Source organism: Pseudomonas sp. SWRI77 (assembly GCF_014269105.1).
GTDB lineage: Bacteria > Pseudomonadota > Gammaproteobacteria > Pseudomonadales > Pseudomonadaceae > Aquipseudomonas > Aquipseudomonas capeferrum.
In genome coordinates this window covers 56,636-81,522 of the sequence record NZ_JABWRV010000011.1, presented here as the reverse complement: position 1 = coordinate 81,522, position 24,887 = coordinate 56,636, and the positions used below count along the sequence as shown (strand labels likewise).

General features: G+C 61.7%; 20 protein-coding genes. 7 read left to right on the top strand and 13 right to left on the bottom strand.

Annotated elements, in window-relative coordinates:
- The first annotated feature begins 142 nt into the window (after window positions 1–142).
- The 5 genes from HU766_RS13030 (at window position 143) to fabB (ending at window position 7,063) form a co-directional block, all read left to right on the top strand.
- On the top strand, window positions 143–2,290 hold the full coding sequence (locus tag HU766_RS13030) for a TonB-dependent receptor (RefSeq protein ID WP_186657270.1): 2,148 nt from the start codon (window positions 143–145) through the stop codon (window positions 2,288–2,290).
- Complete coding sequence (locus tag HU766_RS13025; RefSeq protein ID WP_095063688.1) at window positions 2,290–3,180, top strand: ABC transporter substrate-binding protein; 891 nt, start codon at window positions 2,290–2,292, stop codon at window positions 3,178–3,180. Before HU766_RS13030 ends, HU766_RS13025 begins: the two co-directional genes overlap by 1 nt.
- A complete protein-coding gene (locus HU766_RS13020; RefSeq protein ID WP_186657268.1) occupies window positions 3,177–5,108 on the top strand; it encodes an ATP-binding protein in 1,932 nt (643 codons plus the stop codon). Before HU766_RS13025 ends, HU766_RS13020 begins: the two co-directional genes overlap by 4 nt.
- A gap of 207 nt (window positions 5,109–5,315) precedes the next feature.
- On the top strand, window positions 5,316–5,831 hold the full coding sequence (gene fabA / locus HU766_RS13015) for a 3-hydroxyacyl-[acyl-carrier-protein] dehydratase FabA (protein WP_033699257.1): 516 nt from the start codon (window positions 5,316–5,318) through the stop codon (window positions 5,829–5,831).
- 11 nt (window positions 5,832–5,842) lie between these two features.
- Complete coding sequence (fabB, locus tag HU766_RS13010) at window positions 5,843–7,063, top strand: beta-ketoacyl-ACP synthase I (protein ID WP_033699258.1); 1,221 nt, start codon at window positions 5,843–5,845, stop codon at window positions 7,061–7,063.
- Between the two features lie 71 nt (window positions 7,064–7,134).
- Here fabB and HU766_RS13005 read toward each other — a convergent pair whose 3' ends face one another.
- On the bottom strand, window positions 7,135–8,139 hold the full coding sequence (locus tag HU766_RS13005) for an amidohydrolase family protein (protein ID WP_186657266.1): 1,005 nt from the start codon (window positions 8,137–8,139) through the stop codon (window positions 7,135–7,137).
- A gap of 115 nt (window positions 8,140–8,254) precedes the next feature.
- On the opposite strand from HU766_RS13005, the gene HU766_RS13000 reads away from it, so the two are divergent.
- On the top strand, window positions 8,255–9,118 hold the full coding sequence (locus HU766_RS13000) for a pirin family protein (protein WP_186657264.1): 864 nt from the start codon (window positions 8,255–8,257) through the stop codon (window positions 9,116–9,118).
- A 31-nt stretch (window positions 9,119–9,149) separates the two neighbouring features.
- On the opposite strand, the gene HU766_RS12995 is transcribed toward HU766_RS13000, so the two are convergent.
- The 4 genes from HU766_RS12995 to HU766_RS12980 form a co-directional block, all read right to left on the bottom strand.
- Window positions 9,150–9,875 (bottom strand): dienelactone hydrolase family protein, encoded by a 726-nt coding sequence (locus HU766_RS12995; RefSeq protein ID WP_186657261.1) that lies wholly within the window; start codon window positions 9,873–9,875, stop codon window positions 9,150–9,152.
- Window positions 9,876–9,937: 62 nt separating this feature from the next.
- Window positions 9,938–11,842: a molecular chaperone HtpG gene (gene htpG / locus HU766_RS12990; RefSeq protein ID WP_033699263.1), complete on the bottom strand. Its 1,905-nt coding sequence runs from the start codon at window positions 11,840–11,842 to the stop codon at window positions 9,938–9,940.
- A gap of 69 nt (window positions 11,843–11,911) precedes the next feature.
- Window positions 11,912–12,394 carry a PaaI family thioesterase gene (locus HU766_RS12985; RefSeq protein ID WP_033699265.1) on the bottom strand — a complete coding sequence of 161 codons (483 nt, stop codon included), beginning with the start codon at window positions 12,392–12,394 and terminating at the stop codon, window positions 11,912–11,914.
- Window positions 12,391–12,867 (bottom strand): PaaI family thioesterase, encoded by a 477-nt coding sequence (locus HU766_RS12980; protein ID WP_033699266.1) that lies wholly within the window; start codon window positions 12,865–12,867, stop codon window positions 12,391–12,393. Before HU766_RS12980 ends, HU766_RS12985 begins: the two co-directional genes overlap by 4 nt.
- 154 nt (window positions 12,868–13,021) lie before the next feature.
- On the opposite strand from HU766_RS12980, the gene HU766_RS12975 reads away from it, so the two are divergent.
- Entirely contained in the window at window positions 13,022–13,333 is a 312-nt protein-coding gene (locus HU766_RS12975) for a hypothetical protein (protein WP_047581273.1), read from the top strand.
- A 67-nt stretch (window positions 13,334–13,400) separates the two neighbouring features.
- On the opposite strand, the gene HU766_RS12970 is transcribed toward HU766_RS12975, so the two are convergent.
- The 8 genes from HU766_RS12970 to HU766_RS12935 form a co-directional block, all read right to left on the bottom strand.
- A complete protein-coding gene (locus HU766_RS12970) occupies window positions 13,401–14,150 on the bottom strand; it encodes a DUF599 family protein (RefSeq protein ID WP_186657258.1) in 750 nt (249 codons plus the stop codon).
- 232 nt (window positions 14,151–14,382) lie between these two features.
- A complete protein-coding gene (brnQ, locus tag HU766_RS12965) occupies window positions 14,383–15,696 on the bottom strand; it encodes a branched-chain amino acid transport system II carrier protein (RefSeq protein ID WP_186657255.1) in 1,314 nt (437 codons plus the stop codon).
- A gap of 395 nt (window positions 15,697–16,091) precedes the next feature.
- A complete protein-coding gene (gene sucD, locus HU766_RS12960) occupies window positions 16,092–16,976 on the bottom strand; it encodes a succinate--CoA ligase subunit alpha (protein ID WP_003254203.1) in 885 nt (294 codons plus the stop codon).
- Entirely contained in the window at window positions 16,976–18,142 is a 1,167-nt protein-coding gene (gene sucC / locus HU766_RS12955; protein ID WP_008091914.1) for an ADP-forming succinate--CoA ligase subunit beta, read from the bottom strand. The genes sucD and sucC overlap by 1 nt, the downstream gene beginning before the upstream one ends.
- Before the next feature lie 172 nt (window positions 18,143–18,314).
- Window positions 18,315–19,751: a dihydrolipoyl dehydrogenase gene (lpdA, locus tag HU766_RS12950; protein ID WP_033699271.1), complete on the bottom strand. Its 1,437-nt coding sequence runs from the start codon at window positions 19,749–19,751 to the stop codon at window positions 18,315–18,317.
- A gap of 96 nt (window positions 19,752–19,847) precedes the next feature.
- The gene (gene odhB, locus HU766_RS12945) at window positions 19,848–21,062 is read right to left on the bottom strand and encodes a 2-oxoglutarate dehydrogenase complex dihydrolipoyllysine-residue succinyltransferase (protein ID WP_033699273.1); all 1,215 of its coding nucleotides are present in this window, start codon (window positions 21,060–21,062) and stop codon (window positions 19,848–19,850) included.
- Between the two features lie 42 nt (window positions 21,063–21,104).
- A complete protein-coding gene (locus tag HU766_RS12940; RefSeq protein WP_033699274.1) occupies window positions 21,105–23,936 on the bottom strand; it encodes a 2-oxoglutarate dehydrogenase E1 component in 2,832 nt (943 codons plus the stop codon).
- A 245-nt stretch (window positions 23,937–24,181) separates the two neighbouring features.
- On the bottom strand, window positions 24,182–24,886 hold the full coding sequence (locus tag HU766_RS12935) for a succinate dehydrogenase iron-sulfur subunit (RefSeq protein WP_033699275.1): 705 nt from the start codon (window positions 24,884–24,886) through the stop codon (window positions 24,182–24,184).
- Window position 24,887 lies beyond the last annotated feature (1 nt).

Genomic DNA, 24,887 nt, shown 5'->3' with positions numbered 1-24,887 from the left:
ATCCGTTAAAGCCAAAAGTTAAGTGGCGACCAGGGCATTATACGGCTCGCCTGCCATGCGCCAAGGCTAGCAACGCAGATTGCACAGACAGGGCAACCAGATCCCAGCCAGATCACTGGCAAAAGCCCCACGGTCGGTTAACATGCCTGTTTCATCTCTGAAACAAGGTCGTACCGTGTTGCCTGGCACGCCCCCCTACCCGCGTCTTCTACTATTGACCGCCTTGCTCGGCGGCCCGGCCATGGCCGACGATCTGTTCATCGACAACGCCGACCTGCCGCAGGTTCTGACCGCCACCCGGCTCAAACAATCCCCGGCGGCGGTGCCCGGCAGCATGACCGTGCTCGACAGCGAGCTGATCCGCGCCAGCGGTGCCCGCGACATCCCCGAACTGCTGCGCCTGGTGCCCGGCATGATGATCGGCTACGGCGCCGGCAACCAGCCGACCGTCAACTACCATGGCAGCAACGTCAATGACGCCCGGCGCATGCAGGTGTTGATCGACGGTCGCTCGGTGTACCGCGCAGGCCTGGCGACGGTGGACTGGAGCGACATCCCGCTGGCCATGGAGGACATCGAGCGCATCGAGGTATTCCGTGGCCCCAACACGGTCAGCTATGGCGCCAACGCGCTGATGGCCGTGGTCAATATCCTCACCCGCAACCCCGCCGACAGCCATGGCACGCGCCTCAAGGTCACCCGTGGCCAGGACGGCATCAACGATTTCTACGCCAGCCACGGCTTCGGCTGGGACGGCGGCGACATGCGCCTGTCGGTGTCGGGCCAGCAGGACGATGGTTTCGACAAGGACCAGTACGGCCAGGACTACCGCGACAGCCGCCGCCTCACCCGCTTCAACCTCAGTGCCAGCCACAGCCTGGCCCCCGACCAGACCCTGGAATGGCAACTGGCGGCCAAGGAAGGCAGCAACCAGCGGCCCTATACCTACCAGCCGGTGTTCCCCTATGTGACCGAGCGGGGCGACAACGCCGACGTCAATGCCAAGGACTACGCAGGCTCGGTACGCTGGAACATCGACTTCAACCCCGATCACAGCCTGTACGTGCAGGGCTCGGCCCAGCACTTCGACCGCCAGCAGGTCTGGCGTGCCTGCGACGCGACCCTGTCGTTCAGCCCGGAGCTGACCCGGCTGTGGCAGCTCAACCCGAACTTTGCCGAGCTGGTGGCGCGCGGCGCCAACAACCCCCCGCGCAGCAGCAACCCCGAAGAACAGGCCTTGGTCGAAGCCATCCAGGCCCAGTGGAACAGCGAGGGCGGGCGCAATGTGGTCTGCGGCGATGTCGACCAGAGCACCCGCGAAACCCGCTACGACCTGGAAATCCAGGACACCCTGAGCCTGACCGACAGCCTGCGCCTGCTCAGCGGCATGAACTTGCGCTATGACCGCGCCGACTCGCAGACCTATTTCAATGGCAGCCTGGACGACCAGACCTGGCGCCTGTTCGGGCAGTTGGAATGGCGCGCCGATGAGCACTGGATCATCCAGGGCGGCGCGATGTTCGAGGACTCGCGCCTGTCTGGCAGCTCGCTGACCCCACGCGTGGCGGTCAACTACCTGATCACCCCACGCCATGGCCTGCGTGCGGTGTATTCCGAGGCAGTGCGTTCACCCGACATGTTCGAGAACAACGTCAACTGGAGCTACACGGTCAAAAACCTCAGCCCCAATGCGTTTGGCCAGCAACACGGTGAGTATTTCGTCAAGACGCGCGGCCCGGGCGACCTCGACCAGGAGCGCATGCGCTCGCGCGAGCTGGGCTACAACGGCTACTTCAGCGACCTCGACCTGAGCATGGATGTGAAGGTGTTCTACGACGAAATCACCGGCATGATCAGCGAGCCGCTGAAGAACAACCAGTACATCGCCAGCAACGCCAACAAGGCCCGCTTCACCGGCAGCGAGGCGCAACTGGACTGGCGCCCTACCCTGCGCGACCGCCTGCGCGTGACCTACGCCTACGTCGATGCCTGGGCCAGCAACCCCGACGACCGACGCCTCAGCGCCCGCAACAGCGGCTCGGCTGGCTGGATGCGCGAATGGGGCGATGGTTGGTCGAGCGCGCTTTTCTACTACGGTGACGATGCCCTCAACCAGTACCGCTACGAGCGTTTGGACCTGCGCGTGGCCAAGCGTTTCCGGGTACAGGGCAGCAACCTGGAACTGGCAGCGCTGTGGCAGCAACGCCTGGACGATGAGCCGACTACCGCACTGCAAAACCGTTACGACAGCCGCCATCGCCTGAGCGTCAGTGCGGAGCTGGAATTCTGATGGCCCGCCTGCTGCGCCTGCTGCTGCTTTGCCTATGGCCCCTGGGGCCGCTGTGGGCCAGTGATATTCTGCTGGTCGGTGGCGAAGACCAGCCCGGCATTCGCAGCTTCGTCGCGGCAGTCGAAAGCCATCGCCCGCAGGATCGAGTGCGCTTCCAGACCACGGCCGATTTGCCGCGTCCAGGACGACTAAAGGCCGACCAGCGTCTGGTGCTGCTCGACAGTGCCGCACTGGAGTGGCGCCTGAGTGAAAGCGCCGGGCCGCCGGCACTGGCCATGCGGGTAAGCCGGGTACAGGCTGAACAGCGCCTGGGAAAGTCACGCCCCGCCTTCCTTACCCTGCTGTGGAGCGACCCGCCGCTGGCCCGCCAACTGCGCCTGGCGCGCTACCTGCTGCCACAAGCACAACGCATCGGCGTGCTTTACGGTAAGCACAGTGCCTTTCTGCTCGATGAGCTTCGCCATGCCGCCCGCCCCCTGGGCCTGGAGATCATTGCCCAGGACTGGCCCGACCCGCGTGACAGCCGGCCCCTGCAATACCTGCTGGGCAACAGCGACGTGCTGCTAGGCCTGGACGACCCCGCCCTGTACAACCCCAAGACCGCAAAAAACCTGCTGCTCAGCAGCTATGGGCGGCAAATGGCGTTGATCGGCCCGAACGCAGGCTTCGTCCGCGCAGGCGCCCTGGCCAGCACCTACAGCGACCAGGACGACTGGTTGGCGGTGCTCGACCACTTGCTCGACCAGCCGCCGGCACGCTGGCCGCGCAGCCTTTACCCCGCGCGCTACGGCGTCAGTGGCAACCAGCAAGTGGCACGCGCCCTGGGCCTTGAACCCATCGATCCGAACGCCGCCGCCAAGGCCCTGGCCGAAGGAGAATCCACCCCATGAGCAGACGCCTGAGCTGGGACATCCACACCCGCACCCAGATCATCAGCCTCGGCCCCGCCTTGCTGCTGACCTTGCTGCTGATCAGCTTCTTCACCTTCGTGCGAATCCAGGACTTGCGCCAGGAGCTCAACCACACCGGCCAGCTGATCGCCAACCAGTTGGCGCCGGCCTCCGAATACGGGGTGATCTCGGGCAACAACGAAGTGCTCGAAGGGCTCATGCGCGCCACCTTGAGCATTCCGCACGTACGTTTTCTGGAGGTGCAGGACAGCCGTAACCACATCCTGGTCTACGTCGAGCAGTCTGACGAAAGCGCCAACCGGGCGCAGCGGGTGGAAGTGTTCCAGGCCCCGATCCGCCTCCAGCAGATCCGCCTGGACACCGACTTCCTGCAGCCGGGCAAGGTTTCTTCCCCGGCCATCGGTGACGACTACCTGGGGCGGGTGATCGTGGGCATGTCCGACGATGCCTTCAGCCAGCGCCAGCAGGAAATCGTCATCAAGGCGGGCATCCTGGCCCTGTTCGCCCTGCTGTTCACCTTCCTGCTGGCACGGCGGCTGGCCGTCAGCCTGGCCAAACCCATCAGCGACATGGGCCATGCGGTCAAGGCTATTCAGCAAGGCGAATACAACACCCCGCTGCCGGTGGTCGATGACAGCGAGCTGGGCCATCTGGCGCGCCACATCAACAACCTGGCCAGCGCCCTTGAGCAAGCCAGTGACGAGCAAAAGCAAGCCATCGCCCAGTTGACCCAGGCACGTGAAGAGGCCGAACAGGCCAACCGCGCCAAGTCGGACTTCCTGGCGATGATGAGCCATGAGCTGCGCACCCCCATGAATGGCGTGCTGGGCATGCTGCAGCTGCTCGAAACCACCCCACTGACCAGCGAACAGGCCGACTACACCGCCGTTGCCACCGAGTCCACCGGGCATTTGCTCAAGGTCATCAACGACGTTCTCGACTTCTCGCGCATCGAGCGCACGGCGCTGGAGCTGGAGCGCATCGACTTCAACCTCGGCGACCTGATCGCCAGCAGCGTCCAATCGTTCCAGCACAGCGCCCAGCAACGCGGCCTCGGCCTGCATCTGCACATGCCCGAAGGCATCGAACACTTGAGGGTGAACGGCGACCCGACGCGGATCCGGCAGATTTTGCTGAACCTGGTCGGCAATGCCCTGAAGTTCACCGAGCGAGGCCAGGTGCAGGTCGAGGCGCGTTGCCAGGTACTGGACCGACAACTGCTCTGGTTCACCTGCAGCGTGCGCGACACCGGCATCGGCATCGACAGCGACCGCCTGGAAATGATGTTCGTCGCCTTCCAGCAGGCCGACAGTTCGATTTCCCGGCGCTATGGCGGCACCGGCCTGGGCCTGTCGATCGCACGTACCCTGGCCGAACGCATGGGTGGCAAGCTGCGCGGTGAAAGCCGCGAGGGCCTGGGCTCGACCTTCACCCTGGAAATGCCCTTGGCCCTGGCCGCACCTGCCCCGGTGCAACTGCCCGCAGCGGTGCGCGAGCAGCGGCCGCTGGCCGGTAGCGAGCGGGTGCTGCTGGTGGAGGACAACCTGGTCAATCAGAATGTCATAGAAGCCATGTTGCGCAGCCTGGGGCTTGAAGTCAGCGTGGCGGCAGACGGCCTCCAGGCAGTCGAGCAGGTCAGCCAGCAACGCTTCGACGCCATTTTGATGGACTGCCGCCTGCCAAACCTGGATGGCTATGAAGCCACCCAGCGCATCCGCCTGCTGCCCAACGGCATGCACCTGCCGATCATCGCCTTGACCGCCAACGCCCTGGAGGGTGATCGTGAGCGCTGCATGGCCGCCGGCATGGACGATTACCTGAGCAAACCCTTGCGCCGCACCGAACTGCAACGCGTGCTGCAACGCTGGTTACCCGGTCAGACAACCGCGACTGGCGATAAATGCTAAAGTGCGGCAGTCTTAAGGACTGGACAGGACCTTCTTCGGGCCTGAAAATAGACGTTTCAGTGCACACCTGTACTTCTTTCGTCTGGTGCACTGTGACTTTCACCACAACGCAATAGTCTACCTGTAGGCTGCCGCCCCGGAGTCATCGCTTTTCGGGCCGGCCGGGAAGATTCATCCCCTGCCGCAGGGGGTTATTGAGGAGCTCGCATGACCAAACAACACGCCTTTACTCGGGAAGACCTGCTGCGCTGCAGTCGCGGTGAGCTGTTCGGCCCAGGTAATGCGCAACTGCCCGCGCCGAACATGCTGATGGTCGATCGCATCACCCATATCAGCGAAGAAGGCGGCAAGTACGGCAAAGGTGAATTGGTCGCCGAGCTGGATATCAATCCGGACCTGTGGTTCTTCGCTTGCCACTTCGAAGGCGATCCGGTCATGCCGGGCTGCCTGGGCCTGGACGCCATGTGGCAGCTGGTCGGCTTCTTCCTCGGCTGGCAAGGCCTGCCGGGCCGCGGCCGCGCGCTGGGTTCGGGCGAAGTGAAATTCTTCGGCCAGGTATTGCCTACCGCCAAGAAAGTCACCTACAACATTCAAATCAAGCGCGTCCTGAAGGGCAAGCTGAACATGGCCATCGCCGATGGCTCGGTCAGCGTCGACGGCCGCGAGATCTACACCGCCGAAGGCCTGCGGGTCGGCGTGTTCACCTCCACTGACAATTTCTAAGGGTTATTCGCATGCGCCGCGTCGTTATCACTGGTCTGGGCATCGTATCGTGCCTGGGCAATGACAAAGAGACCGTCACCGAAAACCTGCGTAACAGCCGTCCGGGTATCCGTTTCAACCCGGAATACAAGGAAATGGGGCTGCGCAGCCAGGTTTCCGGGTCCATCGACCTCAACCTCGAAGAACTGATCGACCGCAAGGTCTATCGCTTTGTCGGCCACGCCGCGGCCTACGCCTACCTGGCGATGCAGGACGCAATCAAGGACGCCGGCCTGACCGAAGAGCAGGTTTCCAACCCGCGCACCGGCCTGGTTGCCGGTTCCGGCGGCGCCTCGACCTTGAACCAGATGGAAGCGCTGGATACCCTGCGCGAGAAAGGCGTCAAGCGCGTCGGCCCGTACCGCGTCACCCGCACCATGGGCAGCACCGTTTCGGCGTGCCTGGCCACCCCGTTCAAGATCAAGGGCCTGAACTACTCGATCTCGTCGGCCTGCGCCACCTCGGCACACTGCATCGGCACCGCGCTGGAGCAGATCCAGTGGGGCAAGCAAGACATCGTCTTCGCCGGTGGCGGTGAAGAAGAGCACTGGAGCCAATCGTTCCTGTTCGATGCCATGGGCGCCCTGTCGACCAAGCGCAACGAAACCCCTGAACTGGCCTCGCGCGCCTACGACAACGACCGTGATGGCTTCGTCATCGCCGGCGGTGGCGGCATGGTGGTGGTCGAGGAACTGGAGCACGCACTGGCCCGTGGCGCCAAGATCTACGCCGAAATCGTCGGCTACGGCGCGACCTCCGATGGCTACGACATGGTCGCCCCAAGCGGCGAAGGCGCCATCCGCTGCATGCAGCAGGCGCTGGCCACCGTCGACACCCCGATCGACTACCTGAACACCCACGGCACCTCGACCCCGGTCGGTGACGTTGCCGAGATGAAGGGTGTTCGCGCAGTGTTCGGCGACAAGGCACCGAAGATCAGCTCGACCAAGAGCCTGTCGGGCCACTCGCTGGGCGCCGCAGGTGTGCACGAGGCGATCTACTGCCTGCTGATGATGGAAAACAACTTCATCGCCGGCTCCGCCAACATCGACGAGCTGGACCCGGAAGTCGCTGACCTGCCGATCCTGCGCAAGACCGAAGAAAACGCCAAGATCGATACGGTCATGAGCAACAGCTTCGGCTTCGGCGGCACCAACGCCACCCTGGTGCTCAAGCGCTGGGCTGGCAAGTAAGGCCGTGACGCAATAATGAAAACGCCCCGACTGGTTCGGGGCGTTTTCTTTTGTGTTGCCGGTACCGGCTGCTAGCGTGCCCTGGGCAACACCGCGAGGAAGTTATCCCGCGCCACCTGCTTGGCCACCGCTTCAGGCAAGGCATCCAGAAACGGCTTGAAGCCGTGCATCTCCTCCCCCAGGCTGGCAAACCGCCCCACCACATCCGACCCCAGCATGAAGCGCTCCGGGTAGCGCTTGACCAGTTCGACCCAGGCCTTGCGCGGCACGCCCTTGTCGTCCAGCAAATAGGGCTTTAGCACACTCCACGACAAATCCACATACAGGTTCGGGTAGTCCTTCAGCAAACGCGTCAGCACCGGCAACAGAAAGTCCATCTGCGTCTGATGCCGATGAATCTCCATGCTCGTGCCCGCATGCGCCCAGATAAACCGAGTATGCGGATGATTACGCAGCGGCTCTTCGATTTCGGCCAGGTACAGGGGGTTGCGCTCACGCTTGGAGGTGATATTGGAGTGCAGCAGCACCGGCAGGTCGCGCTCTGCCGCCAGGTGATAGATACGCGTCATGGCTTCGTTGTTGGCACGCGGCGTATCGCCGCTGGTCAGGGCCGTGAGGTCATCATGACGGGTGAACACCTCGCCGATGCCTTGCCAGAGCCCGGGGTACAGCTCGAGCATGCGCTCGATGTGGCTGACAGCGTTCTTGTCCACCGGGTTGAAGCCCGTCAGAAACGGATGAAAGCGCCGCCGCTGCGCCTCTGGCAGCTTCTCAAGGGCTGCGGCGACGTAGGTATCGGTCGCGCTGTACCAATAGGCATCGGCGTCATCACCTGCGTAATAGCGCGGGCGCTTGGGTTCGTCCTCGTGCCATTTCTTGGCCACCGGGATGCCGGAGATCATCGACTGCTCGATGCCCGCCTCATCCATGGCCTTGATCAAGGCCGGCATGCCCTCTGTCTCCTGGAAAAAGTCGACGTAGTGCAGGTGGGCGTCACTGTAGCGGTAGTCGCGCGCCTGTGCCGGCAGGCACAAGCAGCCGGACAACAACGCACAAGCCAGCGCTCTGGCGATCATGGGCAGCTTCCTTCTCCAAGTACGAACAGGGTAGACCGACTGGCCCGCGCCGCAGTTCAGCAAACCCCGGCAAACCGCTATGCTTGGAGCACTTGCAACCTGCCCGGAGCCCACCATGAGCAGCCCCCTGGTCATCCGCCCACGTGCCGAGTCGGTCGAGGGCCAGCCGATCCTACGCCCGCTGCCATCTGCGCAGTGCCGCAGCGTCGGTCCGTTCGTGTTCTTCGACCATATGCTCGAAACGGACTACGCCCCAGGCCGTGGCATGGACATCCGTCAGCACCCGCATATCGGCCTGTCAACGCTGACTTACCTGTTCGAAGGCGAGATCCTGCACAAGGACAGCCTAGGGTCCGCGCAGCATGTGCGACCAGGCGATGTCAGCTGGATGACCGCTGGCAGCGGTGTGGCGCATGTCGAGCGCACACCGGCCGATGCGCTTGCCCGTGGCTCGCGCCTGCACGGCCTGCAGGTCTGGCTGGCGTCGCCGCGCGCACTCGAGGAGGGCGCGCCAAGCTATAGCCATCACCCGGCGGCAAGCCTGCCGGTCAGTGATAACCTGGGGGTACGCATCTGCATGATTGCCGGCCACGGGTTCTGCCTTGAGTCGCCGGTACCGGTGCTCTCCCCTACCCTCTACGCCCATGTACACATGCAGCCGGCGACCACGCTGCAGGTAGCGGATGAACATGCGCAGCGGGCGCTGTATCTGCTTGACGGCGAGCTGGTACTGAACGACGAGGCGGTCGAGCCGTGCAGCCTGGTGGTGCTGCCGGAGGGCGAAGCGGTCACCTTGTACGCAGAGGGTGAATGCCAGCTGGTATTGATCGGCGGCGAACCGCTGGATGGGCCGCGACGAATGAACTGGAACTTCGTGGCAAGTGACCCGGCCTTGATTGAGCGGGCCAGGGTGAGATGGGCTGCGGGGGATTGGCCGACGGTGCCGGGGGAGACTTCGCGGATCGAGTTGCCACGGTGATGGGGGGCCGCTGTGCGGCCCCAGTGCACCCTCAGCGCTGAAACACTTCGCTCAGCAGGTTGTGCATCGAGCGGAACGCGCGCTCCGCGGTACGACGGTCGTACTGCATCTTGCCCGGCACGTTCGCATTCGGGTCGGTAAACGAATGCACCGCGCCGCCATAGCTGAGCAACTGCCAATCGACCTTGGCCGCATTCATCTCGTCTTCGAAGGCTGGCAATTGCTCCTTTGGCACCAGCGGGTCGGACGCACCGTGCAGCACCAGCACCGAGCCCTTGATGTGCTTGGCATCTGCCGGTTTCGGCGTATCCAGGGTACCGTGGAAGGAGACCGCAGCCCTCAGGTCGGCACCCGCACGCGCCAGTTCCAGCGCACAGCAGCCGCCGAAACAGAAGCCGAAGGTGGCCACCTTGCCAGGCTCCAACAACGCCTTGGACTGCGCCAGCAGTTGCGAGAGTGCTTCCTGCATGCGCTTGCGCAGCTCTGCGCGGTCGTTCTTCAATGGCATCATCGCCGCCCCGGCCTCATCGGCATTGGACGGCCGCACCGACTGCCCATAGAGGTCGGCAATCAGCACCACATAGCCCTTCTCGGCCACTTCCCTGGCAATGCGCTCGGCACCTTCGCCAATACCCATCCAGTTCGGCGCCATCACCAGCCCCGGCCGCCCCAACGCACCAGGCTCGTAGACCAGGCGGCTTTCATAGGCCTTGCCAGACAGGTGATAGACCAATGATTCGACGATTACCTTGCTCATCAAGCACTCCTTAGCATTCACCATGAAAAAGCCCGCCGAAGCGGGCTTATCGATGCATCAACTCAAGCAGACAGCTCGACCAACAGCTTGTTCAGGCGACGAACGTAGGCCGCCGGGTCCTTGAGGCTGTCGCCGGCCGCCAGGGCCGCCTGATCGAAGAGGATGTGCGAGAGCTCGGCGAAGCGGTCTTCGCTCTGCTCGTGGTCCAGCTTCTCGATCAACGGGTGGCTCGGGTTGAATTCGAAGATCGGCTTGGAATCCGGCACCTTCTGCCCGCTGGCTTCGAGGATCTGGCGCATCTGCAGGCCCAGGTCCTGTTCGCCAATGGCGAGAATTGCCGGCGAGTCGGTCAGGCGGTGGGAAACACGCACCTCGGCAACGCTGTCACCCAGCGCGCCTTTCAGGCGCTCGACCAGGCCTTCTTTGTCTTTGGCGACTTCTTCCTGGGCCTTCTTGTCTTCCTCGGAATCCAGCTTGCCCAGGTCCAGGTCGCCACGGGCGACGTCGACGAAGCTCTTGCCGTCGAACTCGTTGAGGTAGCTCATCAGCCACTCATCGATACGGTCGGTCAGCAGCAGGACCTCGATGCCCTTCTTGCGGAAGACTTCCAGGTGCGGGCTGTTCTTGACCTGCGCATAGGTTTCGCCGGTGAGGTAGTAGATCTTGTCCTGGCCTTCCTTGGCGCGGGCCAGGTAATCGGCCAGGGCGACACTCTGCTCACCGCTGTCGTCATGGGTGGAAGCGAAGCGCAGCAGGCCTGCGATCTTCTCTTTGTTGGCGAAGTCCTCGGCCGGGCCTTCCTTCAGCACTTGGCCGAAGTTTTTCCAGAAGCCCTTGTACTGCTCTGGCTCGTTTTTCGCCAGCTTCTCCAGCATGTCCAGCACGCGCTTGGTCAGCGCGGTCTTCATCGAGTCGATGATCGGGTCTTTTTGCAGGATTTCGCGAGAAACGTTCAGCGACAGGTCGTTGGAATCGACCACGCCCTTGATGAAGCGCAGGTACAGCGGCAGGAACGACTCGGCCTGGTCCATGATGAACACGCGCTGCACATACAGCTTCAGGCCACGCGGTGCTTCACGCTGGTACAGGTCGAACGGCGCGCGGGCCGGGACGTACAGCAGCGAGTTGTATTCAAGCTTGCCTTCGACCTTGTTGTGGCTCCAGGCCAGCGGGTTCTCGAAGTCATGGCCGATGTGCTTGTAGAACTCCTGGTATTCCTCGTCCTTGATCTCGGTACGCGGACGGGTCCACAGGGCACTGGCACGGTTGACGGTTTCCCACTCAACGGCTGGCTGCTCCTCGCCTTCTGCAGCTTCCTGCTCTTTAGGCAGTTGGATCGGCAGGGCAATGTGATCGGAGTACTTCTTGACCAGGTTGCGCAGGCGCCAGCCATCGGCGAACTCCTGCTCATCCTTCTTCAGGTGCAGCACGATGCGGGTGCCGCGCTCTGGCTTGTCTACGGTAGCAACTTCGAACTCGCCCTCGCCTTTGGACGACCAGTGCACGCCCTCGGCAGCCGGCTGGCCTGCGCGACGACTGTAGACGTCGACCTTGTCGGCAACGATGAAGGCCGAATAGAAGCCCACGCCGAACTGACCGATCAGGTGCGAGTCCTTCTTCTGGTCACCGGTGAGGTTCTTCATGAAGTCGGCAGTACCGGACTTGGCGATGGTACCCAGGTGGGTTATGACGTCTTCGCGGCTCATGCCAATGCCGTTGTCGTCGAGCGTGATGGTGCCGGCGTCCTTGTCGAAGCTCAGACGAATGCGCAGATCCGCGTCGCCTTCGAGCAGCTCTGGCTTGGCCAGGGCTTCGAAACGCAGCTTGTCAGCCGCGTCAGAGGCGTTGGAAACCAGCTCACGCAGGAAAATTTCCTTGTTCGAGTACAGCGAATGAATCATGAGGTGCAGCAGCTGCTTTACCTCGGTCTGGAAGCCCAGGGTTTCCTTTTGTGTTTCCACACTCATGGTCTTCAAAACTCCGATCTGATGGCAGTGGGCGCCTGCAGCCGATTCGGCCTGCGTTAATGGCGGATGTCATGCAGATGGGGGCTGCCCAGGCGATTTCAAGGGCTTTTCCGGTTCGATCTTGAAATGTGCCCGGGCGGTGGCGATGGGCGACTGCCGATCACCTTGCCAGGCGGTGATGGCGACGTTGGTCACCCGTCGCCCTTGGCGCCACAACTGGCACTGGGCGTAGGTGTCGCGAAAGTGCCCGGCGCGCAGGTAGTCGATGGAGAAGTCGATGACCTTGGGAATGCTCGCACTCTCGCTGTAGATCAGCAGGTACAACGCCGCAGACAACTCCATGAACCCTGCGATCACGCCACCATGAATCGCTGGCAGCAAAGGGTTACCAATGTTGTCCGGGTTGGCTGGCAGGCGAAAAAGCAGGTCCTCGCCCTGGCGCTCGCATTCGATGCCGATCAGACCGGCATAGGGGATCAATGCCAGCAACGGCCGGTAGTCGCCCACCGCGTGGGCGGCATTGAGTTGCTGGCGTACGTCTGGCGGGATCATGCGCCACCCTCCTTGAGGCTGTTGCCGAAGCGAATGCCGCCCTTGATCTGCGGCCCCAGGCGCATGAACGTTCCCACCACCTGGCAGATGGGCTGGCTGGGGTCGTCCTGGTAGGCGCTGCCGCGGGTGAAGATCACATCGCGCGTCACCCGGTAGCATTGGGCATGGCCATAGATGTCCTTGCCAGCCTCGGCTGTGTGCATGTAGTCGATGCGCAGGTCCAAGGTCGGGCACACTTCGAACTGTGGCAGCGCACACAGGGTGGCCATGCCGCAGGTAGTGTCCATCAGCGTGGTCAGCGCCCCACCATGCACCGCGCCGGTTTGCGGGTTGCCAACGATTGCCGGCGACCACGGCAAGATCAACGTCATGCCCTGCGTATCGGCATGCGCCACGCGCATCTGCAACAACTGACAATGCTTCAAGGCCGACAGAAAACGCTCGGCCATGGCCATCAAGGTTGAATCGCTCATCGGCAAGTTCCAGGGCTGCGGACGCAACGGCATAAAACCGTTAAAAAATCTATGTAGAACGGGGCGTTATATATCTGTAACCTGCGCGGAACTTATTCCGCGTAGTTGTACTCGAAGGAACAAGTCACTTATTCCACCAAGGAGATACACCCCCATGCGTAAACCTTTTGCTTTTGCTCTGATGCTGGCTGCTGCCATGGGCCTGGCCGCTTGCGATAAAGCGAGCGAAGACAAAGCCCAAGACGCACAGCAACACGCCGAGCAAGCCCAGGAAAAAATGGGCGAAGCTCAGGATAAGATGAACGAAGCCGCCAAGGAAAACGCTGAAGCTGCCAAAGATCAGGCCGAAGCGCAGCAGAAGGCCGCCGAAGAAGCCGCTCCGGCAACTCCGGCTCCGGAAGCCGCCCCGGCCACTCCAGCGCCAGAAACCGCGCCTGCTACTCCAGCCGAACCTGCCAAGCAGTAATCGGCTTGTACAAAAAAACCCGACACTGTCGGGTTTTTTTATGCCTGAAGTTTAACGATTAAACGTTTCAGTTGCCGGAAGCCGAGCCCTCCTTAGCGACATCCAGCGGCGCACTTTCCGTGGGTGTGAACACCATCACATCCAGCACATCGGAATGGAACTCACGGCGATAGAGAATCAATACAACCCCGACACTCATCACCATGAACAACCAGGGGCTGATAAACCAGCTCAACAGGGCCATGCCAAAGTAATACGCGCGCAACCCCAAGTTGAACTGGTTGGCCGCCAGCGACAACACCCGCGCGGCGCGCGAGGCAAATGCCTTGCGCTCCAGCTCATTGACCAGGCGCTCGCCAATCATCGGCGCCGACCCTACCAGCACCGCCGCGAAGTTGTACTGACGCATGCACCAGCTGAAGGTGAAGAAGGCATAAACGAAGACCGTCGCCAGGCACAGCAACTTGATTTCCGACATACCTTGGGACGTCTGCTGCACCAAGGGCAGGTCGGCCAGCAGCGACAGCGCCCTGTCCGAGGCACCAAGTACAGTGAGAATACCCGCAAGAATGATCAAGGTACTTGAGGCGAAAAACGAAGCGTTGCGCTCCAGGTTGCCGATCACGCTGGCATCGGCGATGCGGTTGTCGCGCATCAACATGCGCCGCATCCAGTCTTCGCGGTACAGGTGCAGCACGCTGGCCAGGCAAGCGGTGTCGCGGCCCTTCCAGATGGCATAACGGGTGTAGCCGCCCCAGCAGGCTGCGAACCAGCAGATTGCCAGCAGGTTGTTGAAGTTGCTTTGAATGAAGTTCATGCAGGTTTCCCGAAAGCCAGGTGCACAAAGAATAGAGACCGGGTTTCGACGCCCGCAAGCAGCAAAAGGCACACCACCGCAACGAATAATGCCGCTTCGCGCAACCGTCTGCAAAAACGCCCCAGGCAAACAACAAAAAACCCCGCATCCATTCGGAGACGGGGTTTCAGGTGTAAACCGCTGGCTGGCACCCTGTGGCTTGTGGCCGGTGCAGCCCTCAGGCTTCAACCTATCAGGCCAGCGCCTCGCGCGGCTTGCCCAGCATGCGGTCGTAGATCACGGCCGCGGCCAGGGTCACCACCGACGGCACCAGCCAGGCCAGGCCCTGATCACCCAGCGGCAGGTGAGCGACGGCGTCCGGCAGTACATGCGCCAGGCTGCTGCCTTTGATCGCATCGACGACGCCGAACACCAGCGACACCAGCATGACCGGTGCGAGAATGCGCGTTGGCGAGTTCCACAGGTCTTTGACGAAGCTCAGGCCCACCACCACGATGCACGGCGGGTAGATCGCCGTCAGTACCGGGATCGAGAACATGATCAGCTTGGTCAGGCCCAGGTTGGAGATCAGCAACGAGAAGCCCGCCAAGATCACCACCAGTGCGCGATACGACAACGGCAGCATCTGGCTGAAGTACTCGGCACAGGCGCAGGTCAGGCCGACCGCGGTCACCAGGCACGCCAACGCGATCAGCACGGCCAGGAAGCCACTGCCGAGCGAGCCAAAGGTATGCTGCACATAGGCATGCAATACGGCCGCACCGTTGGTGGCGTCAGCCGCGATATCGTGGCTGCCCGCCCCCAGGCGGAACAGGCTGATGTACACCAGGGCCAGGCCGACACCGGCGATCAAGCCGGCGATGATGGCATAGCGGGTAATCAGCTTCGGCGATTCGACGCCGCGCGAGCGGATGGCATTGACGATGACAATACCGAACACCAGCGCGCCCAGGGTATCCATGGTCAGGTAGCCATCGGAGAAGCCCTTGGAGAACGCCGCAGCCGCATAGGCAGGTTGCGCTTCACCGATGGTGCCGGCCGGCAGCGCGAACGCCGCGATACCCAGCACCGCCAAGGCGATGATCTTCAGCGGCGCGAGGAAGCGCCCCACGGTATCGAGCAGCTTGCCCGGATACATGGACACCGCCAGCACCACGATGAAGTACACCAGGCTGTAGAGGAACAGCGCCAACGGGCTTTCGCCGGTCAACGGTGCCACACCGACCTCGAACGACACGGTCGCGGTACGCGGCGTCGCGAACAGCGGGCCGACCGACAAGTAGCACACGGCCGCCAACAGGCCACCGAAGAACTTGCCGATCGGGCTGCTCAGGGCATCCATGCCGCCACCGACCTTGGCCAGCGCGACCACGGTGATGACCGGTAGGCCCACGGCGGTCACCAGGAAGCCCAAGGCAGCCATCCATACGTGCGGGCCAGACTGCAGACCGACGATAGGCGGGAAGATGATATTGCCGGCGCCTACGAAAAGCGCAAACGTCATAAAGCCAAGCGCCAGGATATCCTGGCCTTTTAAAACTTTCATTTGAGGTAGTACCACACTGCTGAAATCGGGATTCGAGAAGGGATTTCCCCATGGATGAGGGAAATGCTGCCCGGCTTGATGAGCCAGACCCGTTTAGCGTGTCGTTCCCTTTTGGGGGACGGGCACAGAGTGAACGCGTAGATTAACTGTTTTGACAGTCAAACGCACTGGCACAGTGCTGCTTGTCCGATGTGCGTATGTGTTTGTCGTCTGTGCGACCGGGGACGGTGCAATTATCTCAGGGATCGGAAAAACGTCTTTGTGAAAATTCCTATCATACCCATCGAAAATTCCTGGTTGTCTGTTCAGGCCTCTTCGCGGGGCAAAAAACACAATGCTGATAACGACAAAGGCCACCCGAAGGTGGCCTTTGTGCGCGTGGGGGGTAAAGCGTATTACTTCTTGGCTTCCCAGCCAGTCAGCTCGGCCAGGGCCTTGCCGATGTCGGCCAGCGAACGCACGGTTTTAACACCTGCGTCCTGCAGCGCAGCGAACTTCTCGTCCGCAGTGCCTTTGCCGCCAGAGATGATGGCGCCAGCATGGCCCATGCGCTTGCCCGCAGGTGCGGTAACACCGGCGATGTAGGAAACGACAGGCTTGGTGACGTGGGCCTTGATGTAGGCCGCGGCTTCTTCTTCAGCCGAACCGCCGATCTCGCCGATCATGACGATCGCTTCGGTCTTCGGGTCTTCCTGGAACAGCTTCAGGATGTCGATGAAGTTGGAGCCTGGGATCGGGTCACCGCCGATGCCGACGCAGGTCGACTGGCCGAAGCCGGCGTCGGTGGTCTGCTTGACCGCTTCATAGGTCAGGGTGCCGGAACGCGAAACGATACCGACTTTGCCTGGCAGGTGGATGTGGCCTGGCATGATGCCGATCTTGCACTCGCCCGGGGTGATGACACCTGGGCAGTTAGGGCCGATCAGGGTAACGCCCAGCTCGTCGCACTTGACCTTGGCATCCAGCATGTCCAGGGTAGGAATGCCTTCGGTGATGCAGACGATCAGCTTGATGCCGCCGAAGGCAGCTTCCAGGATCGAGTCTTTGCAGAACGGAGCCGGAACGTAGATGACCGAAGCATCAGCGCCGGTCGCTTCCACGGCTTCCTTGACGGTGTTGAACACCGGCAGGCCCAGGTGGGTGGTGCCACCCTTACCTGGGGTAACGCCGCCGACCATCTTGGTGCCGTAGGCGATGGCTTGTTCGGAGTGGAAAGTACCCTGCGAGCCGGTGAAGCCCTGGCAGATGACTTTGGTGTCTTTATTGATCAGGACGCTCATTACTTGCCCTCCGCAGCTTTGACAACTTGTTGAGCAGCGTCGGTCAGGCTGGTTGCCGCAATGATGTTCAAACCGCTTTCTGCCAGTACTTTAGCGCCCAGTTCGGCGTTGTTGCCTTCGAGGCGAACGACAACCGGAACTTTAACGCCGACTTCTTTCACTGCACCGATGATGCCTTCGGCAATCATGTCGCAGCGAACGATGCCGCCGAAGATGTTGACCAGAACGGCCGCGACATTGCTGTCGGACAGAATGATCTTGAACGCTTCGGTAACGCGCTCTTTGGTAGCACCGCCGCCAACGTCGAGGAAGTTGGCTGGCTTGCCACCATGCAGGTTGACGATGTCCATGGTACCCATGGCCAGGCCAGCACCGTTGACCATGCAGCCGATGTTGCCTTCCAGGGCCACGTAGTTCAGCTCGAAGCTGGCAGCGTGGGCTTCACGAGGATCGTCCTGCGACGGGTCGTGGAAGGTTTTCAGCTTAGGCTGGCGGTACATGGCGTTTGCGTCGATGTTGATCTTCGCATCCAGGCAGTGCAGGTCGCCGTCGGCCTTGATGACCAGCGGGTTGACTTCCAGCAGGGCCAGGTCGTGTTCTTTGAACAGCTTGGCCAGGCCTACGAAAATCTTGGCGAACTGTGCAACTTGCTTGCCTTCCAGACCCAGCTGGAATGCCAGTTCACGACCCTGGAACGGCTGTGCGCCGACCAGTGGATCGATAGTAGCCTTGATGATCTTCTCAGGAGTTTCGTGAGCAACTTTCTCGATGTCCACGCCACCTTCGGTGGAGGCCATGAACACGATGCGGCGGCTCGAGCGATCGACTACAGCGCCCAGGTACAGCTCTTTGGCGATGTCAGTGCAGGACTCGACCAGGATCTTGGTCACTGGCTGACCGTTGGCGTCGGTCTGGTAGGTTACCAGGCGCTTGCCCAACCATTGCGCAGCGAACGCCTTGGCGTCTTCCTTGCTGCGAACCAGCTTGACGCCGCCCGCTTTACCGCGACCACCTGCGTGAACCTGGGCTTTTACAACCCACTCGGAACCGCCGATCTTGTCGCAAGCTTCTGCTGCAGCTTCAGGGGTATCGACAGCGAAACCCTTGGATACTGGCAGGCCGTATTCAGCGAACAGCTGCTTACCCTGATACTCGTGAAGATTCATGCTTTTTACCGTCTTCGTTAGGTACTGCGCTTCGGCGCTGCGCCATTACTGGCGCCGCACCACCTGTGACCGTTGACCCCGGGTTATCCCGTGTAGTCCGATCCGGCGAACTTTCCGCGGTGAGTCATGCACGCAAGACTCACGACGGGCAGCCCGCCGTGGTTTCTTATAATTAACGCTTCTTACGGTTGGCTACGTGAATGGCGCCGCCATTCACTGCCAGCGCTGCTTCATGCAACGCTTCGGACAGGGTTGGATGGCTGAAGACCATCATGCCCAGATCCTCGGCACTGGTGCCGAATTCCATTGCGATTGCGCCCTGCTGTACCAGCTCGGCAGCGGATGGGCCAATCACGTGCACACCCAGTACGCGGTCGGTCTTGGCATCGGCGATGACCTTGACGAAACCACCGGTGTCGTTGGCCGCCATCGCACGGCCGCTGGCCGCGAACGGGAAGGTGCCTACGTTAACCTCAACACCCTCGGCCTTCAAGGACTGTTCGGTCTTGCCGACCCACGCGATTTCCGGATGGGTGTAGATAACCGATGGGATCAGGTCGTAGTTCATCTGGGCCTTGTGGCCTTTGATGCGCTCGACAACCATGATGCCCTCTTCCGAGGCCTTGTGCGCCAGCATCATGCCGCGAACCACGTCACCGATGGCGAACACGCCCGGAACGCTGGTAGCGCAGTGATCGTCAACGAAGATGTAGCCACGCTCGTCGATGGTCACGCCGCTGTCCGAAGCCAGCAGATCAGTGGTCACTGGACGGCGGCCGACCGCGACGATCAGCTTGTCGAAGGTGATCTTCTGCTCGCCGTTGGCATCGGTGTAGGTGACTTCGACTTCGTTGCCATTGACTTTCGAGCCAGTGACGCGCGCGCCCAGCTTGATGTCCAGGCCTTGCTTGGTCAGGGTCTTCTGGGCTTCTTTCGACACTGCGGTGTCGGCAGCCATCAGGAAGGTGTCCAGGGCTTCCAGGACGGTGACCTGGGCACCCAGGCGCGACCACACCGAACCCAGCTCCAGGCCGATGACGCCGGCGCCGATCACGCCCAGACGCTGTGGCACGGTCTGGAATTCCAGGGCGCCGGTGGAGTCGACGATGACGTTCTGGTCGACCGGAGCCGGCGGAATGTCGATCGGACGCGAACCGGAGGCCAGGATCACGTTCTCGGCTTCGATGATTTCGGTGGTGCCGTCAGCCTTGGTGACTTCGACTTTCTTGCCAGCCAGCAGTTTGCCGTGGCCCTGGATCGAAGTAACGCCATTGGCCTTGAACAGGGTGGCAACGCCGCCGGTCAGGTTCTTGACGATACCCGCTTTGCGGCCGACCATCGCGGCAACGTCCATCTTCACTTCGCCAGTGGAGATACCGTGGACGTTGAAGCTCTCTTTGGCTTCCTTGTACTTCCAGGAGCTGTCCAGCAGCGCCTTGGACGGAATGCAACCTACGTTCAGGCAGGTGCCGCCCAGGGCCAGTTTGCCCTCGGCGTCGGTGTATTTCTCGATACAGGCAGTCTTCAGACCAAGTTGGGCAGCCTTGATGGCAGCCACATAGCCGCCAGGACCTGCACCAATCACCACTACGTCGAATTTCTGGGTCATAAAAGATTCCTTTTTAGCTTCAAGCGGCAAGCTGCAAGCCGCAAGACCAGCAGGCTTCGGCTTGAAGCTTGCGGCTTGCAGCTTACAGCTGCGCGATTAGATGTCCAGCAGCAGGCGAGACGGATCTTCCAGCAGGTTCTTGATGGTGACCAGGAAGGTTACCGCTTCCTTGCCGTCGATCAGGCGGTGATCGTACGACAGCGCCAGGTACATCATTGGGCGGATGACCACTTGGCCGTTGATGGCCATCGGGCGCTGGATGATGTTGTGCATGCCGAGAATAGCAGCCTGCGGCGGGTTGACGATCGGGGTCGACATCATCGAACCGAAGGTGCCACCGTTGGTGATGGTGAAGGTGCCGCCGGTCATCTCTTCGATCGACAGCTTGCCGTCACGGGCCTTCTTGCCAAAGGTGGCGATGCCGTTCTCGATTTCAGCCAGGCTCATCGACTCGGCGTTACGCAGTACTGGAACCACCAGGCCACGGTCGCTGGAGACGGCAACGCCGACGTCGGCGAAGCCGTGGTAGACGATGTCGTTGCCGTCGATCGAGGCGTTGACAGCCGGGAAGCGCTTCAGGGCTTCGGTGGCGGCCTTGACGAAGAACGACATGAAGCCCAGGCGTACGCCGTTGTGGGTCTTCTCGAACAGGTCCTTGTACTTCGAACGCAGGGCCATGACTTCGGTCATGTCGACTTCGTTGAAGGTGGTCAGCATCGCCATGTTGGACTGGGCTTCGACCAGACGCTCGGCAATCTTGGCACGCAGACGGGTCATCGGCACGCGCTTCTCGGTGCGATCACCAGCGGCGGTCACAACCGGGGCAGCAGCGGCAGGCTTGGCAGCCGGTGCTGCGGCAGGGGCCGACTTCTTGTTGGCGACTGCAGCAACCACGTCTTCCTTGGTAACGCGACCGCCTTTGCCGGTGCCGGCAACGGTAGCCAGGTCGATACCGTTTTCTTCGGCCAGCTTGCGCGCGGCAGGCGCGGCAACCGGGTCGTCTTCGCCAGCATCGGCGGCAGCGGCAGCCGGGGCAGCAGCGGCTGGGGCAGCGGCAGGCGCGGCAGCAGCGCCACCTTCAACGATCGAACCCAGCACTTCGTCGGACAGGACGGTGTCGCCCTCGCCCTTGACGATGTCACCCATCACGCCATCGGCGGTGGCCAGGACTTCCAGGACGACTTTGTCGGTCTCGATGTCGACGATCAGCTCGTCACGTTTGACGGCTTCGCCCGGCTTCTTGTGCCAGGTGGCAACGGTGCCATCGGCAACCGATTCCGGGAAGGTTGGGGCTTTGATCTCGATAGCCATTATCTGTGTTTCCTTAAATTCGGTTTCAGGTGCGCGAAGGCGTTAGACAGTGAAGGCGTCTTGCAGCAGTTTTTCCTGCTGTTCGGCGTGCTTCGAAGCGTAACCACAGGCTGGCGCGGCAGAAGCGTCGCGGCCGGCGTATTCCAGGACCAGTGCCTTGTTGTGGCGGCCCAGGATACGGCGCATGTGGTGCTGGCTGCTGTACCAGGCGCCCTGGTTCATCGGTTCTTCCTGACACCAGACGGCATGCTTGAGGTTGGTGTATGGCGCCAGGATTTCGACCAGGTCGTCTTCCGGGAACGGATACAGCTGCTCGATACGCACGATCGCGATGTCTTCACGGCCTTCGGCACGGCGTTTTTCCAGCAGGTCGTAGTAGACCTTGCCGCTGCACAGGACCAGGCGTTCGACCTTGGCCGGATCGAGGTTGTCGATTTCCGGGATCACGGTCTGGAACGAACCTTCTGCCAGGTCTTCCAGGGTCGAGATGGCCAGCTTGTGGCGCAGCAGCGACTTCGGCGTCAGGACGATCAGCGGCTTGCGCAGCGGACGGATGACCTGGCGACGCAGCAGGTGGTAGATCTGTGCCGGGGTAGTCGGTACGCACACCTGGATGTTGTGCTCGGCGCACAGCTGCAGGTAACGCTCCAGACGCGCGGAGGAGTGCTCCGGCCCCTGCCCTTCGTAGCCGTGTGGCAGCAGCATGGTCAGACCGCACAGGCGGCCCCACTTGTGCTCACCGCTGGTGATGAACTGGTCGATCACCACTTGCGCACCGTTGGCGAAGTCGCCGAACTGGGCTTCCCAGATCACCAGCGCGTTCGGCGTGGTGGTCGAGTAGCCGTATTCGAAGGCCAGTACCGCTTCTTCCGAAAGGAAGGAGTCGTACAGGTCGAAGCGCGGCTGGCCCGGGAACAGGTTCTGCAGCGGTACGTAGGTGCTGGCGTCCTTCTGGTTGTGCAACACCGCGTGGCGGTGCGAGAAGGTGCCACGGCCGATGTCCTGGCCGGTCATGCGGATCGGGTGACCTTCGAATTGCAGGGTGGCGTACGCCATGGTCTCTGCGTAACCCCAGTTGATCGGCAAGCCACCGGCCTGCATCTTCTGGCGATCTTCGTAGATCTTCGACACCTGACGCTGGACGACGAAGCCTTCCGGCAGCTCGAGCAGCTTGGCCGACAGGTCCTGCAGGGTCTTGAGGTCGAAACGGGTGTCGTGACGCGCGGTCCAGGCGTGGCCCAGGTACGGACGCCAGTCGACGAACAGCTCGCGGTTCGGCTCCTTGACCAGGCTCTTGACCACGTGCAGGCCGTTGTCCAGGGCGTTGCGGTACTCGTCGATCTTGGCCTGAGCACGCTCGGCGTCGATGCGACCGGCCTGGATCAGTGCCTCGGCATACAGCTCACGGGTGGTGCGCTGTTTGCTGATCTGCTGATACATCAGCGGCTGGGTACCGTTCGGCTCGTCGGCCTCGTTGTGGCCGCGACGGCGGTAGCAGACCAGGTCGACGACCACGTCACGCTTGAACTGCATGCGGTAATCGATGGCCAGCTGGGTCACGAACAGCACGGCTTCCGGGTCATCCCCGTTGACGTGCAGGATCGGCGCCTGAATCATCTTGGCAACGTCGGTGGCGTACTCGGTGGAGCGCGCATCCAGCGGGTTGCTGATGGTGAAGCCGACCTGGTTGTTGATCACGATGTGCACGGTACCGCCGGTCTTGAAACCGCGGGTCTGCGACATCTGGAAGGTTTCCAGGACCACGCCCTGGCCGGCGAATGCCGCATCACCGTGAATCGAGATCGGCAGTACCTTGTCGCCAACGGTGTCGTTGCGACGGTCCTGACGGGCGCGCACCGAACCCTCGACCACTGGCGAGACGATTTCCAGGTGGGACGGGTTGAACGCCATGGCCAGGTGAACTTCGCCACCGGTGGTCATCACGTTCGAAGAGAAGCCCTGGTGATACTTGACGTCACCGGAGCCCAGCTCGTTCATCTTCTTGCCTTCGAACTCGTCGAACAGCTCGCGCGGGTTCTTGCCGAAGGTGTTGACCAGCACGTTCAGACGGCCACGGTGGGCCATGCCGATCACGACTTCCTTGGTACCGTAGGAGCCGGAGCGCTGGATCATCTCGTCCAGCATCGGGATCAGGCTTTCGCCACCCTCCAGGCCGAAACGCTTGGTGCCCGGATACTTGGTGCCCAGGTACTTCTCAAGCCCTTCACCGGCGGTCACGCGCTCGAGCAGGTGGGCCTGCACGTCAGCGGAAAACTCCGGACGGCCGCGCACGCTTTCGAGACGCTGCTGGAACCAGCTGCGCTGCTCGGAATCGACGATATGGGTGAACTCGGCGCCAATGGTGCGACAATATGTCTTCTGGAGCGCCTCGAAGATCTCGCGTAGGCTCGCTTCCTCTTTGCCGATGAACAGGTCGCCGGCACGGAAGGTCGTATCAAGATCGGCATTGGTCAAGCCGTAGTGATTGATCGACAGGTCTACGGGCGCAGGGCGCTGCCACAACCCCAACGGGTCGAGCTTGGCAGCCTGATGACCGCGCATACGATAGGCCTGGATCAGTCGCAGAACTTCAACCTGCTTCTTCTCGTGTTCACTGCTCACGCTCCCGGCGGATACCGGTTGGGCGCGGCGCTGGTTCTTTGCCAGCAGTACGAAATGGTCGCGGATTGTAGAGTGCGATACATCGGTAGCGGTGCTGCCGTCGGCTGGCAACTTCTGGAAGTAAGTGCGCCACTCTTCTGGCACAGCGTTAGGGTCGTGCAGGTAGAGTTCGTAGAGCTCTTCCACATATGCAGCGTTACCACCTGAAAGGTGGGCGCTTTCCCACATGCGCTGCATCACGCTTTCTTGCATGCTTGGTCACCCTCGGTTAGGGGACGATCGGCGAGAGCCACAGCAAACCTGGAAAAGTCCGAACACAGCGACTGAACCACGCCACTTGGATCCTGCTGATTTTCCGGGTACCAGCCCGGAAAGCCCCTGCTGGTCTCATATCTTCATAGGTAATGAGCGCGGGCTTTGTGGGCCCTTGCTCGAGTTTTACCTCAGTGCGGGCTCACCACCCGCACCTCGGCTTACTGCAGGTACAACTCGATGAATCAGGTGCCGCTTTGCAGCAGCATGTTACGTACGTGACCGATTGCCTTGGTCGGGTTCAGACCTTTCGGGCAAACGTTTACGCAGTTCATGATCCCGCGGCAGCGGAATACGCTGAACGGGTCATCCAGGGACGCCAGGCGCTCCTGAGTCTTGGTGTCACGGCTGTCGGCCAGGAAGCGATAGGCCTGCAGCAAAGCAGCGGGGCCCAGGAACTTGTCCGGGTTCCACCAGAACGATGGGCAGGAAGTCGAGCAGCAAGCGCACAGGATGCACTCGTACAGGCCGTCCAGCTTGTCACGCTCTTCTGGCGACTGCAGACGCTCGATGGCCGGCGGCGGCGTATCGTTCTGCAGGAATGGCTTCACCTTCTCGTACTGCTTGTAGAAGATGCTCATGTCGACGACCAGGTCACGAATGACCGGCAGGCCCGGCAGCGGGCGCAGCACCAGCTTGTTGCCCTTGACCACGCCCGACAGCGGGGTGATGCAGGCCAGGCCGTTCTTGCCGTTCATGTTCATGCCATCGGAACCGCACACGCCTTCACGGCACGAGCGACGGTACGAGAAACCCTCGTCCTTTTCCTTGATCAGTGCCAGCACGTCCAGAACCATCAGGTCCTTGCCGCCGGTATCGACGTCGAACGACTCCATCTTGGGCGCCGAGTCGGTGTCGGGGTTGTAACGGTAAACTTCGACTTTCAACATA